General features: G+C 50.0%; 15 protein-coding genes and 1 riboswitch. Of the genes, 7 read left to right on the forward strand and 8 right to left on the reverse strand.

The genetic code is table 11. From position 1 onward, the window contains the following. Window positions 1-111: 111 nt before the first annotated feature. A complete protein-coding gene (gene fumC, locus QMN38_RS02990; RefSeq protein WP_271440559.1) occupies window positions 112-1,515 on the forward strand; it encodes a class II fumarate hydratase in 1,404 nt (467 codons plus the stop codon). Here fumC and tus read toward each other — a convergent pair. The 3 genes from tus to QMN38_RS03005 all read right to left on the reverse strand — a co-directional run bounded on the left by tus (window position 1,512) and on the right by QMN38_RS03005 (window position 5,305). Next, entirely contained in the window at window positions 1,512-2,441 is a 930-nt protein-coding gene (tus, locus tag QMN38_RS02995; protein ID WP_271454392.1) for a DNA replication terminus site-binding protein, read from the reverse strand. The genes fumC and tus overlap by 4 nt on opposite strands. A 73-nt stretch (window positions 2,442-2,514) precedes the next feature. Then, window positions 2,515-3,816, reverse strand: coding sequence for a two-component system sensor histidine kinase RstB (gene rstB / locus QMN38_RS03000; RefSeq protein ID WP_323604446.1), 1,302 nt, complete (start codon window positions 3,814-3,816; stop codon window positions 2,515-2,517). 697 nt (window positions 3,817-4,513) lie between these two features. Then, window positions 4,514-5,305 (reverse strand): PhzF family phenazine biosynthesis protein, encoded by a 792-nt coding sequence (locus tag QMN38_RS03005; protein ID WP_323604447.1) that lies wholly within the window; start codon window positions 5,303-5,305, stop codon window positions 4,514-4,516. Window positions 5,306-5,563: 258 nt separating this feature from the next. Here QMN38_RS03005 and QMN38_RS03010 point away from each other — a divergent pair, with 258 nt between their 5' ends. Next, the gene (locus tag QMN38_RS03010; RefSeq protein WP_271455391.1) at window positions 5,564-6,043 is read left to right on the forward strand and encodes an outer membrane beta-barrel protein; all 480 of its coding nucleotides are present in this window, start codon (window positions 5,564-5,566) and stop codon (window positions 6,041-6,043) included. 10 nt (window positions 6,044-6,053) lie between these two features. Next, complete coding sequence (locus tag QMN38_RS03015) at window positions 6,054-6,299, forward strand: hypothetical protein (protein ID WP_271440554.1); 246 nt, start codon at window positions 6,054-6,056, stop codon at window positions 6,297-6,299. Between the two features lie 170 nt (window positions 6,300-6,469). Here QMN38_RS03015 and QMN38_RS03020 read toward each other — a convergent pair whose 3' ends face one another. After that, complete coding sequence (locus tag QMN38_RS03020) at window positions 6,470-7,762, reverse strand: voltage-gated chloride channel family protein (RefSeq protein ID WP_271440553.1); 1,293 nt, start codon at window positions 7,760-7,762, stop codon at window positions 6,470-6,472. A gap of 87 nt (window positions 7,763-7,849) precedes the next feature. Further along, window positions 7,850-7,911, reverse strand: a riboswitch (Fluoride riboswitch). A gap of 76 nt (window positions 7,912-7,987) precedes the next feature. Between QMN38_RS03020 and QMN38_RS03025 the strand changes: the two genes are divergently transcribed. Beyond that, entirely contained in the window at window positions 7,988-8,818 is an 831-nt protein-coding gene (locus tag QMN38_RS03025; RefSeq protein WP_416348246.1) for an aminoglycoside phosphotransferase family protein, read from the forward strand. Between the two features lie 121 nt (window positions 8,819-8,939). Beyond that, complete coding sequence (locus QMN38_RS03030; RefSeq protein ID WP_323604449.1) at window positions 8,940-9,968, forward strand: HoxN/HupN/NixA family nickel/cobalt transporter; 1,029 nt, start codon at window positions 8,940-8,942, stop codon at window positions 9,966-9,968. Window positions 9,969-10,052: 84 nt separating this feature from the next. Here QMN38_RS03030 and rstA read toward each other — a convergent pair whose 3' ends face one another. Next, window positions 10,053-10,787 carry a two-component system response regulator RstA gene (gene rstA / locus QMN38_RS03035; protein WP_271455394.1) on the reverse strand — a complete coding sequence of 245 codons (735 nt, stop codon included), beginning with the start codon at window positions 10,785-10,787 and terminating at the stop codon, window positions 10,053-10,055. A gap of 126 nt (window positions 10,788-10,913) precedes the next feature. Between rstA and QMN38_RS03040 the strand changes: the two genes are divergently transcribed. Then, entirely contained in the window at window positions 10,914-11,249 is a 336-nt protein-coding gene (locus QMN38_RS03040; protein ID WP_005121178.1) for a GlpM family protein, read from the forward strand. On the opposite strand, the gene folM is transcribed toward QMN38_RS03040, so the two are convergent. The 3 genes from folM to ydgH form a co-directional block, all read right to left on the reverse strand. Continuing rightward, complete coding sequence (gene folM / locus QMN38_RS03045) at window positions 11,246-11,968, reverse strand: dihydromonapterin reductase (protein ID WP_323604450.1); 723 nt, start codon at window positions 11,966-11,968, stop codon at window positions 11,246-11,248. The genes QMN38_RS03040 and folM overlap by 4 nt on opposite strands. Window positions 11,969-12,005: 37 nt before the next feature. After that, window positions 12,006-13,388, reverse strand: a complete 1,383-nt coding sequence (locus QMN38_RS03050) for an amino acid permease (RefSeq protein WP_323604451.1) — start codon at window positions 13,386-13,388, stop codon at window positions 12,006-12,008. Between the two features lie 187 nt (window positions 13,389-13,575). Further along, entirely contained in the window at window positions 13,576-14,520 is a 945-nt protein-coding gene (gene ydgH / locus QMN38_RS03055; RefSeq protein ID WP_005121175.1) for a DUF1471 family protein YdgH, read from the reverse strand. A 525-nt stretch (window positions 14,521-15,045) separates the two neighbouring features. Between ydgH and pntA the strand changes: the two genes are divergently transcribed. Continuing rightward, window positions 15,046-16,575, forward strand: a complete 1,530-nt coding sequence (gene pntA, locus QMN38_RS03060; RefSeq protein WP_137381244.1) for a Re/Si-specific NAD(P)(+) transhydrogenase subunit alpha — start codon at window positions 15,046-15,048, stop codon at window positions 16,573-16,575. The last annotated feature ends 2 nt before the right edge of the window (window positions 16,576-16,577 follow it).

Consider the following 16,577-nt stretch of genomic DNA (forward strand, 5'->3'; position numbering starts at 1 on the left):
ACCGCACGAACCACCAAACGACAGTTTTTTCCTCGTTAATACTCATAAGACCAATGCAAGTGGGCAATGTCGAAACATAACCTAATCAATCGTTAATATAAGGAGCAGGTAATGGTAACGGTACGCCGCGAGAATGATTCAATGGGTGCGATCGATGTTCCGGCCGATAAACTCTGGGGCGCGCAAACTCAACGATCGCTGGAGCATTTTCGCATTTCAACAGAGAAAATGCCGGTCTCGCTGATCCACGCGCTGGCGCTGACTAAGCGGGCCGCTGCGAAGGTTAACCAGGATTTGGGTTTGCTGGCTGCGGAGAAAGCCTCCGCCATCATGCAGGCTGCAGACGAGGTGCTGGCAGACAAACATCGTGATGAATTTCCGCTGGCTATCTGGCAGACCGGTTCCGGCACGCAAAGCAATATGAATATGAATGAGGTGCTGGCAAACCGGGCCAGCGAATTGTTGGGCGGCGTGCGGGGAATGGAGCGAAAAATACATCCGAACGATGACGTCAACAAAAGCCAAAGTTCAAATGATGTTTTTCCCACGGCAATGCATGTCGCCGCGCTGTTGGCTTTGCGCGAGCATCTGATCCCTCAGTTGAATGTGTTGACCACCACGTTACGTGAAAAATCGCATGCCTTCGCCGACATTGTCAAAATCGGCAGAACCCATTTACAGGATGCGACGCCGCTGACGCTGGGCCAGGAGATCTCTGGTTGGGTGGCAATGCTGGAACATAACCTGAAGCATATCGAACATAGTCTGCCGCACGTTGCTGAACTGGCGTTGGGCGGTACAGCGGTAGGGACCGGGCTGAACACCCACCCGGAATATGCCGAGCGGGTTGCGGATGAACTGGCTGTGTTGACCTCTGCACCTTTTGTCACCGCGCCAAATAAATTCGAAGCGCTAGCCACCTGTGATGCACTGGTACATGCCCACGGTGCGCTCAAAGGCCTGGCCGCATCGCTGATGAAAATCGCCAATGATGTACGCTGGCTGGCATCCGGTCCGCGCTGCGGCATTGGCGAAATTTCTATTCCTGAAAATGAACCGGGCAGTTCCATCATGCCGGGCAAGGTCAACCCGACACAATGTGAAGCCCTGACTATGCTGTGCTGTCAGGTCATGGGTAACGATGTTGCCGTTAATATCGGCGGGGCATCAGGGAATTTTGAACTGAACGTCTATCGCCCGATGGTTATCCATAACTTCCTGCAATCGGTTCGTTTGTTGGCAGATGGTATGGAAAGCTTCAACGAGCACTGTGCGACAGGGATCGAGCCAAATCGTGAACGCATTGATCAGTTGCTCAACGAGTCACTGATGCTGGTGACCGCGCTAAACACCCATATTGGCTACGATAAAGCGGCTGAGATTGCTAAAAAGGCGCATAAAGAAGGACTGACCTTAAAAGCGTCAGCCCTGGCGCTGGGATATTTAACCGAGGCCGAATTCGACAGTTGGGTCCGCCCGGAACTGATGGTCGGTAGCATGCGACCGGGTCGTTAATCCGCTACATACAGGTGCAGCCGTGGGATAATCAGTCTTAACGGTTGCGCCTGAGGTTTAAAACGGTGCTGAACATTGTCAGCATCGTAGTTCAGTAATCCTCCGATATCCGGCACCGTCATGCCGTTTTCGTTATTTATTAGCGCAATTAATGGCGTCGGGCAGGCATATTGCACCTGTTTTTGCTGCCCTTTGTACCAGACGCGGGCGATGGGTTGTACTTTGACCGGGCGTTTGATCTTCAATTTTGCCTGTTGTGGTAGGGCAGCGATGTCCTGGTATTCGCGCTCAAGCCTGGCCTGCCACTCTTCGCGTGTCCACGGATGCACGCTGCGTGGTGACGTCAGGCTCTTTTCCAGTTGTTGCAGTACCTCATCACGCGTCAGGTTCTTAATAATGTGCTTGTTGGCCCAGCCAAATCGCAGGGTAGCCGGTTCTCTGACAACCGTTAGCGTCCGATAGGCGTTCAACGTAATCAGCCCTGGTAAGTGGCGGTGCACCCATTCAAAACGTGCGGCCGATGGCAGACCAGACTCTACGGTGACAATGCGCTCAAAGGTGGTTTTAAGCTGATTAATACGTTGTATTTGCTCTTCCAGCATGGTTTGTGTGCCGGTATCCACCTGATAGCAGAGTACCCCCGGCAGGCGGACAGCCGCTTTGCTACTGCGATTCTCGGACTGCTGTTGAATAAACAGGTGGCGATAGTGGCGTAGTGCCAGGGTTTCCGCCTCTTTACCCAAGTGCTGTTTTACGTCGATGGTTTCCAGTGGCGCGTGTTCTGCCTCTTTCACCACTTCCGGCAAAGAGAACACGCGAGCAATCAGTAGTGTCTGCTGTTGCAATTGCGCGGTGAGGTGTGCCAGTTCTTGTTCCATCTGGCGAAAGGTTCCGTTTAAGCGTTCGACGAGATCGTAGTGAGCCATAGGTTTACCATTTTAGTTACAACATACTTTTTTATAGCACAAGATACCCAGCCTGACCACCGAGCCGTGTAGGTCAGGCAGCTGAAAATTCAGGTATGTTATGCCAGACAGGCCAACTGAAGGAGAAGCGGGCACCACCCAGTTCACTTTCATCACAGACCACCGTACCGCCCATTGCCAGAGCGATAGAGTGGACGATGGCGAGGCCAAGTCCGCAGCCACCAGTCGCCCGGTCACGGCTGGGGTCCAGACGTACAAACGGTTCAAAAATTTGCTCACGCGCAGCTGGCGCGATGCCGGGTCCATCATCTTCGACGATCAGTGTTGCCTGACTCCCATTGAGTTGCAGGCTGGCTTGAACAGTCGACTGGCAGTATCGCAGAGCGTTATTTAACAAATTATCCAGCACACGCTCCATCAAGCGCATATCCAGTGCGCCGTAGTCTCCGATCTGAAGATGGCGCAGGCGTACCGCACGATCAGGGTTGACGCTTTGTACATCTTCCAGATGGGTTGTTAGCCACACGGGCAGGTTCGGAACACTGAGTTTTAGCTCATTTTGTGGCCTATCCAGACGAGCATAGGTGAGCAATTCTTCAATTAACGCTTCCAGTTGACCAATATCGCGGTTTAGCGCCTGCGATTCCTGCTCGGTGAGGTTATCGCTCATCTCAAGGCGGTAACGTAATCGCACCAGCGGTGTACGAAGCTCATGGGCAATGCCGTCAATCAGCTGTTTCTTACTGGCTATCAGGGCATTGATATTGTCCGCCATTTGGTTAAACGCCACGCCCAGACGCTCAAAGCTTGAGCCGCTGTCAAAGTGCAACCGTTCATTAAGATGTCCTTCACCAAAACGCTGTGCTGCGGCCTCCAATCTGAGCATCTCTTGCCAGTGTGGACGCATCCAGATCAGCACAGGGAAGGCCAATGAAATAGCAATGAAGGCCATCAGCGCGACGTCCAGCAAGCGCATCTGGTGCAGGAAATAGAGATAAGGTACGGGGCCGACAGCCAGTACATAGTGGCTTCGCGGAATTCGTTGAATAAAGGTGTACTGATCGTCGAGCGCAACGATATCGCCTTCCCGTAAGCGCTGCATGGTGGGAGCATCAAGATGGTATTTATTCAACGGTTCTACGCGAAGATCAAAAGACAGATTTAAATCCATCTCTTTCAGGGTTTTCCCCCAGTCTCGCGGTGGGATTTCGCGTAATTCGCTGCGCATCAGATACAACGAACTTTTCATCAAGTCGTCGAGCGACTGTCTACCCGCACGTTCTGCGGTGAATTTGTACACCAGGCCAACCAGCAGGGTCATCACCAGAAAACAGACAAACAACAAGAGATAAAACTGCACAAACAGTTTTTTCATACAAATCACCAAACACTCAATAGGTTAGCTAATGTGCAGTTGCCAGCGGAACAGGTGGGCGGTATCACTGTATCCACTGACGCACAGGGTGAATATCAATCCGACCACCATCAACGCACTTGTCCTGGCAGATTACACGGTATAAACCATTTCTGCATTCTTATGAGCTACCATGCGACTATACAGGATCGCCATTTAATGAGCCTAACGCAACGCAAGACCAACCACTCAATAGGCCTGCATCCGTGAAAAAAGTTCGTTTTATACAACAACGAGATCCTGCGCCGACACAATAGCGAAACCACTTATATGAGTATGTGTATTTTCACCGACAATCAGGTGGCTTATTTTTGAGCGGAACCGATAAGGTTATATATACCTAAAATAGCAACACTGACCTTCTTTAAATAAATTTAAAAAGTAGAAGTGGGTTGCTTTTTTGGATTCTGATCGGTTGTGATGAAAATAAACGAATAGCTTGATAAGTGAGGGGGGGCAGAGGCCGTTATTCGAGGGTATCGAATAATGCCTCAAGATCTCCATAGAATGAAATGCTGTCATTCTCCCATCTTCTGTAAACGGCGATACCGGATTTATTCCCCGTTTTCGGTCATGCAGATCGATACGGCTGTCTACACCCGTCGGCTTGCAGTTGTAAGTTCTTAGGGGGGCTACACTCATGGAACTTAGCGCGGTACTAGCGCAGAAACACCTTTCCAATCATATAGGTCGTTGCCTGTCCACCTATATAGACACGATCGCCCACGAGCTGGCAGCGTAACTCTCCGCCGCGTTCGAATCCCTGGTGTGCCAGCATCTGCATTTTGTTTAGCTGCCTGGCCCAGTAAGGGATGAGCATCGTGTGCGCTGAGCCGGTGACAGGGTCTTCTGCCACAGCCTCCCCTGGGCAGAAGAAACGGCTGACAAAGTCGTATTCGCCTTCACCTGGCGCGGTTATACAAACCATTTTCCCGAGAGGGATCATGGCATTAATATCCGGTTTAACCGCTTCAACTTGCTGCTGATTCTCCATCACGACCATATAATCGCGCGCCATGCGTACTTCTTTATATTCCGTGATACCTAACGTTTGCAGTAGTAATGCCGGCGGTACAATAGATTCAGTTTCCCATGCAGGAAAATCAAGCGTCAGCCATTTGCCATTGCGACTTACCGACAGTGCGCCGACAAATCGGGTTTCAAAATGAATAATGGTGTTCGGGTAATTAAGGTGTTCAAAGATGACATGTGCCGCAGCAAGTGTGGCATGGCCACAGAGGTTGATTTCGCCCTGAGTCGTAAACCAGCGTAATTCAAAACCTTTCTGTGTCGGGACGAAAAAAGCGGTTTCCGACTGGTTATGCTGCTTTGACATTTTTAATAGTGTTTCATCAGGCAACCATTCTGTGAGCGGGCATACTGCGGCAGCGTTTCCGCCAAACGTGGTAGTGGTAAAGGCATCTATCATAAAAAAATCAATTTGCTGCATAGCGTAAACCTCTCATCAGTTCTGGCGGAAATCGCACTCTAGCACGCCATGTTAATCCGGTATTTAGAATTTTTTATCTATCTGAATTATTTTCTATTTCGCTACCCGCTATGATTTTTATTTAATGTAAAATTTCATTTGAAATACTACTTCTTGATAATTCTGAATGCTGGAAAATTACCCTAATATACTTTTGCGATGTGATTATAAATTCAGTTGATTATTCTGATTTGTTACTTATTGATGATAGGAATGGTAATGGGATTGTTAAATTTCAACAGTGGTTTGTTCATTGTGGTATTGGCATTGTCTGCATCTGTTCTGGCCGGTGAAAATGTGATTACCGGCGGTTATGTTCATACCAAAACAGCAGGAAAAAGCCTGAGTGGTTTTAATGCGAAGTATGGATACACGCCCGATGAAAGTGATTTGGGTGTCATCTCCTCGCTCACTATTTCCGCTGACAATGAAAACGATATTGACCGTGGATATGGTTCTGCTCTGGTGGGGGCAAGTTATCGCATAAACGATGTCCTCAAACCTTACGTATTGGCAGGTATCGCAAGGGGAGCAGTAAAGGCTGATGGTGATACAGATACGTCTACTGGCTTTGCATATGGGGCGGGTGTTCAGTTAACCCCCATTGCAGGTTTCACTATCGATGCGGGCTATGAAGGTTCTAAGATCTTTGGTTCACAAGCTAATAGTGTGGTTCTGGGTGCGGGCTGGAAATTCTAAGGTATCTATTTTGAAAAAGTTAATGATGACGGTTTTATTCACCTCTGCCATATCCTTATTATCCGGCTGCGTGACTGAACAACAACGAGTAGACAGATGCGTAGCAACAGGCGTAAGTCGTGATACTTGCTACCATGAGGAAAAAGAATACTGGCGTTCGGTGAATGCTAACTACGCGACCGAGCGTGCAGCGGAAACCCAGGCTGATGCTTTCAGAGAAGGCATGGGAAACAATAAACATAAAAAGAAAAGGTAGGGAAGTTAGGTAAGCTATTGGGTTATGGAAACGATGATTAATTATAATGTCAACGGTTCACGGCAGGAGGTATGACGTTGGCATTATTTCTGGGCGCGGCTTTGTCGACTGAGAGATAACGACAAAGCCTGCGCCTTATTGGACAACTCTCATTTTTGTAGCCAAATGATTTAATCCCGTTTGTGGGTATTTTCCGCGAGGAAAGCCGGTATATCCGCCAGTTTAATGTTCTCCGGGACAAAACCGTGTTTCGGGCAGGCAACACGCTGAGAACGATAAATACCGGTATAACCAGATATCAACCAGGCAACCGCGCAGGCCAGTGCGGCATAAATTCCCGTGTCGGCTCCAAATAACTCAATGGCCATCAGTGTTGAAGCGACAGGCGTATTTGCGGCCCCGGCAAAGACAGCGACAAACCCCATACCCGCAAGGAAACTGACAGGTAAATGCAGTAGTGGTGCAAGTGCATTACCCAGTGTGGCCCCAATATAAAAAAGTGGGGTGACTTCTCCTCCTTTAAAACCTGTGCCCAGTGAGACCGCGGTAAATACCAGTTTGCCCAGAAAATCCCAGGAGGGCAGCTGTTGCCGGAAAGCATCCACGATCACCGGAATGCCGAGGCCGATATAGCGATCTGCCGCCAAAAAGTACACCGCGACGGCCACGACAAGTCCCCCAATGAACGGCCTAAACGGTGCGTAACGAACGGTTCGCTTCATAACGCTACCAATGGTATGCGTGAGGTTAGCGAAGACCCGCGCGGTAAAACCAAAGCAGCAACCAGCGATAATTACGGCAATCAGTGTCCATGCAGAGAAATCAGGGACCTGAGAGATGACGTAATGTGTATGTTTTACACCCCACAACAAACCTGTCTGATCGGCGACGATAGCAGCAAAAATACAGGGAATAAGTGCATTGTAATTCATGCGGCCGATCGCCAGCACCTCAAGACCAAAGATTGCACCCGCAAGCGGGGTGCCAAATACGGATGAAAAACCCGCGCTGATGCCCGCCATTAGAACAAGACGCCGGGAGTCAGGTGTCAGTCTAAAAATACGCGTAAACTGATCGGCGATGGATGCACCCATTTGTACTGCCGTTCCTTCACGCCCAACTGAGGCACCAAACAGATGAGAAATCACGGTGCTGATAAAAACCAGCGGCGTCATGCGTAGGCGGATGATGCTGTGAGGATGGTGGATTTCATCAAGAACGAGGTTATTGCCACCCTCAACGGCGCTTCCGTACAACAGATAAATCCATCCTACAATGAAACCGGCGACAGGAAGTAACCAGATAAGCCAATGGTGGTTGACTCGGGTCGTAGTGGCCCAATCAAGAGAAAACAGGAATAATGCAGAGGCTGTGCCGGTTAGTACGGCGATGAGCAAAGCAAGGCCAAGCCATTGCCCGAGTGCAGTTATTGAATTATTGAGCAGAAAGTGATTTGAGCGCATTGACGCATCCTCAGATGAGTTATCATCCCGGACACACAGCGCAGCATGGTTAAAAATACGTGCACCTGCTTCTTCCCGGTCCGGGAATATAAAGCAGGCATCATTAGCCACATGGCGGTTCAAGGGGGAATGCCATCCCCTGTGTGCGCTATATTACTATAAGAATCGATTCAGCAAAAGAGCGTAGACTCTTGGCTAACATGAGGGAACACAGTGGAAAAATGCATGTTTCAAACCTGGCTTCGCCACTGGGCGCTCATTCCTGACGGCAATCCGGTTATGACGCGAACGTCAGCGCTATTACCCGTTACCACAATCAAAGAGGGTCGGAAAGCCATGCTTAAGCTCACCGATGATGAAATTGAGCGTACTGGTGGTGAGCTTATGGTGTGGTGGAATGGCAGCGGTGCGGCGCAAGTGATCGCTCATGATCATGGCGCGACCCTGCTAGTACGCGCAACAGGAGCGGATTCGTTATCCGCGATGTCCCGAACGGGGGAGGATGCGCAGGCATGCCGTATTCTTTGCAATACCGCCCGACAACTCCATCGACCAGCCAATGCGTCCACACCGGTATTAACACCGCTGCGGCACTGGTTTCGCCATCTTGCCCCTGCGGCGAAAATTTATGGTGGAGTCATGACGCGCTGTGCAAAGATCGCAAACGAATTGTTCTCTTCTCCTCAGGATGAGGTCGTATTGCATGGTGACTTACATCACGGCAATGTCCTCGATTTTGGCCCGGCAGGCTGGCTGGCAATTGATCCCAAGGGGCTGCTGGGTGAGCGAGGGTTTGATTACGCTAATATATTCACGAATCCTGACCTTGCCGATCCCCGCGTTGCTATCGCGACAGACCCAAATATTTTTAAGCAACGCGTACAACTTGTCTCTGAGATAGCCGGGATTGAACGACAGCGACTGCTGATGTGGATAGCCGCATGGTGTGGTTTATCTTCTGCATGGTTTCTGGAGGATGGGGAAAATGCGGCGATAACCTTGCGTGTTGCGGAATTAGCGATTGCTGAACTGGACGAAGAGAGCAGGCAACTTTGATCTAAGACACTGGGCTGGTAATTCTTAAACGTTATCATTAGGCTGGTAAACGTTTTATTAATCTATCAGTGTACGGCGGTGATGTTGTGTTGTTTATTACAAAACGAGTGGGCCGGAAATAATGACTTCGTTGTTTTCATTAATAAAAAAACGGCCAAACCTCATATTGCTGGTGGTTTTTCTCATCGGAGCAAACATAGTCGCCTGGCTTTGGGCATTCACCGCGTTTAGGCATAATACGTCACTTCTGGCACTGAGCCTTATCGCGTGGTGTTATGGTTTGCGTCATGCAGTTGATGCCGATCATATTGCTGCCATAGATAGTGCGACGCGAAAGCTCATGCAGCAAAAGAAACGCGCACTGACGACGGGGGCATGGTTTTCTCTGGGACACTCCACCATCGTCGTGCTGGCAAGCATGGGTATTGCTCTGACCACCAGCGTGTTTAAGCAGCATATGGTATGGTTTCAGAATATTGGTGGCATTATTGGTACCACCGTTTCTGCCGCATTTCTGCTGATTTTGGCTACCATCAACCTCATCATTTTCTGTCAGGTCTGGAAGGCGTTCCGTCATCTGAAACGCACCGGTATTTATGATCTCTCCACGGAAGATGTCACGGTTTCAGGTCCGCTGAGTTGGCTATTCCGCTCAGCCTTCAGGCTAGTTGGGAAAGACTGGCACATGTATTTTGTTGGTTTCTTATTTGGTCTGGGCTTTGACACTGCGACTGAAATCTCGTTGTTGGGCATATCAGCTTCAAGCGCCTCCAACGGGATGTCTGTCTGGTCCATTTTGGTCTTCCCGGCACTGTTTACCTGCGGTATGGCGCTGATTGATTGTCTCGACAGTATACTGATGGTTGAGGCCTACGGTTGGGCATTCAATAAGCCACAACGTAAGCTGTATTACAATATGACCATTACCGGAACCTCAGTGATTGTGGCGCTGTTTATCGGCGGACTGGAGGGGTTGAGCCTGCTGTCTGATGCGTTTTCGTTACAGGGCGGGCTGTGGGACACGGTCAGTAACTTAAGCGACCACATGGGCAATGTCGGGTTTGCCATTATTGGTGTCTTTATTGCCTGTTGGATTATTTCCGCATTGAACTACCGCTGGAAAAAATATGACGGTCTGACGTTCAGTTGAGATAGAAAAATCGATATGCAACTCAACGTGACACTGTCACGTTGATGGCGTCCACACGATTGGTTATGTGGTTCATTCGGTGGGTTATTTCTGAGACTCGTCGTCCCAGGCATGCGGAGCGAACAGATAACCTTTGTTGCGTACCGTTTTGATTCGATAGGGTTCAGTCGCGTTATCAAGCAGTTTTTTGCGCAATCGGGAGATTGCGACATCGACACTGCGGTCCATACCGTCGTAGCTTACGCCGCGCAGGTTTTTCAGCAAGGCATCGCGATCCATAATCTGCCCCGCATGGGTTGCCAGTTCCCAAAGTAACTCAAAATCCGCTGTAGAGAGGGCGACTTGTTCACCGCCGAGCAGCACAGACCGATTCGTTGGGTCAATGGTTAGTGCGCCAAAACGCAGAGTGGTGTGCGGGGTGATGGTGGCAGCCTGAATCCCTTTTGCCTGGGCTGAATGTTCGTTTTGGCGTAAATGCAAGCGCAGGCGAGCCAGCAGTACTGCCGGTGGTGTGGTTTTCAGGATATAGTCGCAGGCACCCATTTCGAGGGCCAGAATATGGTTCATGTCGCTGTCCAGCGAAGTCAGCAGGACAATTGGACCTTGCCAGCGCCCACGCAAATCACGGCAAATAGTCATACCGTCTTTACCTGGAAGCATAATATCTAACAACACCAGATCGGGTTGCACTTGCAGGATTTTCTCTTCGGCCAAATCACCACGAGGTTCGACGATAACCTCAATATCATGCCGGGCCAGATAGGCCGCAATCAGCGAACCTACTTCGGGATCATCTTCAACAAATACGATGGTGTTCATATCATTCATTTTGAATATAAAACGCCAACATACACCGCCATCGTTTTTCCTTCCATTAATCTTTTCTAAACGAGAACGCTTCCGTTATGCTAGGGACTGGTGTTATTGATGTGTTAAGGCAAAACGATGGGGCTCGTAGTAAAAGCGGCGCTGGGTGCGCTGGTAGTGGTGCTGATTGGTTTACTGGCTAAAACAAAGAATTACTATATTGCGGGGTTAATTCCACTGTTCCCAACCTTTGCGCTGATAGCGCACTATATTGTGGCCAGTGAGCGTGGAATAGAGGCATTACGTACAACCATCGTATTCAGCATGTGGTCGATTATTCCCTATTTTGTCTACCTCATTTCACTGTGGTACTTCACCGGTTTTATGCGTCTACCCGTCGCGCTCATTGGCTCGGTAGTGTGCTGGAGCCTGAGCGCGTGGTTGCTGATCTTTTGTTGGATAAAATTGCACTAGCGTAGGTGGCGACCCCCGTCAACGGCAAAGCTGCGGCCGGTGACAAAACAACTGGTAAACAGATAGTCTATTAAATCAATGACTTCTTTTTCGCCGGGTGCTGTTTTCATCAACGACTTATTCAGCGCCTGCTGGCGATATTCTGCATCGTCACCTTCGTTAAACAGGATTAGTGAGGGGGCGATTGCGTTAACTTTCACTTCCGGGGCCAGTTTGCGGGCGAATGAGCGGGTCATATTATCCAGAGCCGCTTTACTGGCAGCATACGCAATATGCTTGTCGCTGCCGCGTTCTACGACGTAATCAGTAAAATGGATAATATCGCTGGCCGCATGCCCATGTCCGCGCAGCAGGCCTTCCAGCGCGTGATTAAGCAGGTAAGGGGTATTCACGTGGATCTGCATCATGCTGGACAGCACGTCAGAAAGCGGCAGCCCCGGTTTTTCGGCAATCCAGGCGCTGGCATTGTGCACAATAGCGCGTAAACCTTCGGTACGGGTTTTCACTTCATTGGCAAAAGCAAGGACCCCTTCGTCGGTCGCGAAGTCAGCCTGAATACACAGTGCCCCCGCCTCTTGCAGGCCTTCAATAGCCGGGTAGTGTGTCCGGTAGCTGACGATCACCGGCTGCTTTTGATTCAGAAAATGCCACGCGATGGCGAGACCGATGCGACGGCCCCCTCCGGTGATAAGTATTGGCAAAGCGGGCTTTTTACCCATCGAGATCTCCATGAGTCGCAAACGATGGGTCAAACATTTAACCCATCAGCATCCAGGTCGCTGGAACAGCTGCTACAAGAAGCAGGCCGATCAAAGCCATTTCCTGGCGTTTTAATACGTTGTCATGCGCGTGAGTTTTGCGGGTATAAAGGAAAACCAGCAACCCCGGAGCATACAGCACCACGGACAACAGCAGGTGCATCGGACCTGACGCGTACAGTAACCATAAGCCATAAATGCATGCACCGACACCAACAGCCTGATGAATTGGACGGGTCGCTATCTTCAGCAAAAATGCGCCGACGAGGAAATAGGGCACCAGAATCATCTCTGAGGCAATAGTCAGCAGCGTATTGTAGTCAGAACCTGTGAGCCAGATCAGCACCAGACAGACCTGTACGCAGATGTTCGTCAGCCACAGTGATGCAGATGGCGCACCTTGCGCATTTTGACGCGCAAAAATACGCGGGAATGCTTTGTGAGTGGATGCCAGAAACGGGACTTCCGCCGCCATAATCGTCCAGCTCAAATAGGCGCCGCAGACAGAGACTATCAACCCCGCGGCGATAATGATTTCGCCCCATGGCCCCATCATTTTTACCATCAGACCAGCCATTGATGGGTTGCGGATTTCAGCCAGTTCCGGGCGTGCGACCACGCCAAGAGAAAGCAGGGTCACCAACAGATATACGCCAAGTGCGGCAAGTACGGCCAGCAACGTTGCGCGTCCGACATCGCGTTTGTTCCTCGCCCGTGCGGAAACCACGACAGCGCCTTCCACACCGATAAACACCCACAGGGTGATAAGCATGGTGTTTTTAACTTGCTCCCAAACAGGAACACCCAGTTTCACACCGGTAAAGTCGAGGCTAAAGGTGTCGAGCTTAAATAACATGAATGCCAGCACGATAAACAGGCCGAGCGGCAGTAGCTTCGCCAGTGTCGCCACCAGATTAATGCTGGCGGCTGTCTGTACGCCACGTAACACCAGAAAATGCACGATCCACAGCAGTACCGATGCGCCAACAATAGACTGCCAGGTATTCCCGTCGCCAAACAAACGCAACGCAGGTGTATCGGTAAAGAAGCTAAGTGCGGAAAAGACGATAACCAGATAGGAAACGTTAGCGATAACGGCACACAGCCAATATCCCCACGCGGAGCAAAAACCGATCAGTTCGCCGAAGCCTTCGCGCGCGTAGGTAAAGATACCACCATCCAGTTCCGGGCGGATACGTGTCAGGATAAGCATGGCAAACGCGAGCAGCAGGATCCCCGCACCCGTAATCGCCCAACCAATCAATAACGCTGCCGGGCTGGCTACCGCAGCCATATTTTGTGGCAGGCTGAAAACACCAGCGCCAAGCATTGAGCTTAGAACCAGCGCTGTCAGTGCGCTCAGACCCAATTTCTTTTCCATTTGTATCCAGTTACAAAAACGAGAGTGAGAGAATAATTATTTTGGCAAATCGCATAAAAATGGTGAAAGCGACTCAAGGCGCGGGATTTTACGGAGAGAAGACAGCGCATGCAATGGGGACAGGCAGATTTGTGACTAAAAATGCTAAAAGCGGCATAAAGCCGCCTTTTATTATTACTATTGTCTGTTACTTATACAGGTCGGCGCTGATGGTCATGTTGTTACCACGTTCCGACCACTGGCGGGTGATGTGGTAGTACTTGGCCCCTTTTTTCGCTGCGCGTTTAGCAACCTGGTAAGAGACTTCGGTCATGTTGCCATAGTTACCGGTGAACTTGATGCTGTCGAATGGCACCATCATCGCGGCGGTAGCTTTGTTCAGCTCTTCAACTTTAGTACCGTCAGGCAGGGTGACAGTGTAACGTCCGCCTTTAGTTGATTGAGTTTCGAAGAAACGACCCACTTCGGCACTCGGAGACGCGGTTGTTGCCACGCCAGGAATTTCAACTTTCTTCGCGGCTTCGCCACCGGCTGCTAACGCAGCACGTCCGGCATCAGAATCAGCAGGGATCGCATCAGGGCTTTGAACAACACGTTTTTTCGCATCTTCTTTGTAGATGAATGCGGTAATACGTTGGTTACCCCCCTGGTTGGCATCAACCTGGCGTACGATATAGAAAGAGTAAGCCCCTTTTTCTTTCGCCACTTTGGTGATGGCATCATTTACTTCAGGCTGGCTGCGGTAGAACCCCTGAACCGTAACGGTATCGAAAGGTTCAATCAGAACGGCCTGGTCTTTCGGTAATTCCATAACGCCGTTGATGACGCGATTTTTGGTGACTTCTGCTTTTTCAGCGTCGGCTTTATAGATATCGGCGACGACGCGCCAGTTACCGCCACTGCCAAAATCTGAGGTATCAACAACATAAAAGGAGGCTGCACCGTCTTTATCTGCACGACGGGATACGGCGTCTACCGCATCACCGATAGCATTAAAACGACCGGTAACCACAATGCGGTCATAGGGTTTCAGGGCAGCTGCTTGCTCCGGCGTCAATTCTGTCGCTGCATTTACAGAAAAAGCAGTCGCAGAAAGAAGAGCGGACGCCAGGAGAGTGTTCTTAAGCTTCATAAAAATAATCCTTCGCCTTGCGCAAACCAGGTACTGGTATTGTTATTGACTAGAAACGTGGCTGATTATTGCATTTAAATTGTGTCAGTGTCTGCGTGATTTTTCACTCATCGTGCCACCCATGCTAACAACATCGATAACATTTAGTGATATGTCTAAAAATTCGGCGTTTGGCGGCTAAAACTGATAAAACAGTTGAATTTCATAAGTTAATTTAATGTTAATCAATTGTTCTATGGTGGCGCTTAATCATGTTTTGCCGCTTCGCTTGAGCGAATTATCAGCCTTTGTGGGTTATTTAAAGGGCATTATCCCTGCTTGCGAGTGAATTCATTCCTGTTTTGCAAATTTCATAATAAATACTGTTTTTTGGCGCTAGATCACAGGCGTCATTTTCAGTAGGTTATACAGAGTTTGTTACTGTTTTATTTTATTGAGGTAACACTGAGCTCTCTCGGGAGTGTGCGCATGCCTCTTGCGAACATTGATAAACCATCATCAAAAATACAGATGGAAGGGAACATTATGCGAATTGGCATACCAAAAGAACGGTTAACCAATGAAACCCGTGTTGCAGCCACACCGAAAACGGTTGAGCAGCTGCTGAAGCTGGGTTTTAGCGTCGCGGTTGAAAGCGGCGCAGGTCAACTGGCTAGTTTTGACGATAAGGCGTTTGTGCAAGCAGGCGCAGAAATTGTTGACGGGAATGCTGTCTGGCAGTCAGAGATTATCCTGAAGGTCAATGCGCCAGAAGCGTTTGAGATTCCGTTGCTTAATCCGGGTACCACGCTGGTGAGTTTTCTCTGGCCTGCGCAGAACCCTGAGCTACTGCAAAAACTCGCTGAGCGAAATGTAACGGTCATGGCGATGGATTCCGTGCCGCGTATTTCGCGTGCGCAGTCACTGGATGCCTTAAGCTCGATGGCTAACATTGCCGGGTATCGTGCAATTGTAGAAGCTGCACATGAGTTCGGACGGTTCTTTACCGGGCAAATTACCGCGGCGGGTAAAGTTCCACCTGCCAAGGTGATGGTGATCGGTGCTGGTGTGGCGGGATTGGCTGCTATCGGTGCGGCAAACAGCCTCGGAGCGATTGTTCGCGCCTTTGACACACGCCCGGAAGTAAAAGAACAAGTTCAGAGTATGGGCGCTGAGTTCCTTGAGCTGGACTTTAAAGAAGAAGCGGGCAGCGGCGATGGCTACGCCAAAGTGATGTCCGAAGCGTTTATTAAAGCGGAGATGGAGCTGTTCGCCGCTCAGGCAAAAGACGTCGACATCATCGTTACTACCGCGCTGATCCCAGGGAAACCTGCGCCGAAACTGATCACGCGAGAGATGGTTGATTCGATGAAGTCCGGCAGCGTGATTGTCGATCTCGCCGCGCAAAACGGGGGTAACTGCGAGTATACCGTTGCCAATCAGGTGACCACCACCGAGAACGGCGTCAAGGTTATTGGCTATACCGATTTGCCGGGTCGTTTACCGACTCAGTCTTCGCAATTGTATGGCACCAACCTTGTCAACCTGCTGAAACTGTTGTGCAAAGAGAAAGACGGCAACATCACCGTTGATTTTGACGATGTGGTGGTGCGCGGCGTGACAGTGGTTCGCGATGGTGAAATTACGTGGCCTGCACCACCCATCCAGGTTTCTGCTCAGCCACAAGCGGCACCTAAAGCTGCACCTGCACCACAGGAAGAGAAAAAACCTGCATCCCCATGGCGAAAATATGCGCTGATGGCGCTGGTGGTGATTCTGTTTGGCTGGCTAGCCGATGTCGCGCCAAAAGAGTTCCTCGGACACTTTACGGTGTTCGCACTTTCCTGCGTGGTGGGTTACTACGTGGTGTGGAATGTCTCGCATGCGTTGCATACCCCGCTGATGTCCGTGACGAACGCTATCTCCGGAATCATCGTCGTGGGGGCATTATTACAAATTGGCCAGGGCGGCTGGGTGAGTTTCCTGAGTTTTATCGCGGTGCTTATTGCCAGCATTAATATTTTCGGTGGCTTCACCGTGACTCAGCGCATGCTGAAAATGTTCCGGAAAAACTAAGG

Source organism: Citrobacter sp. R-1.5.2 (assembly GCF_035064245.1).
Lineage (GTDB): Bacteria > Pseudomonadota > Gammaproteobacteria > Enterobacterales > Enterobacteriaceae > Citrobacter.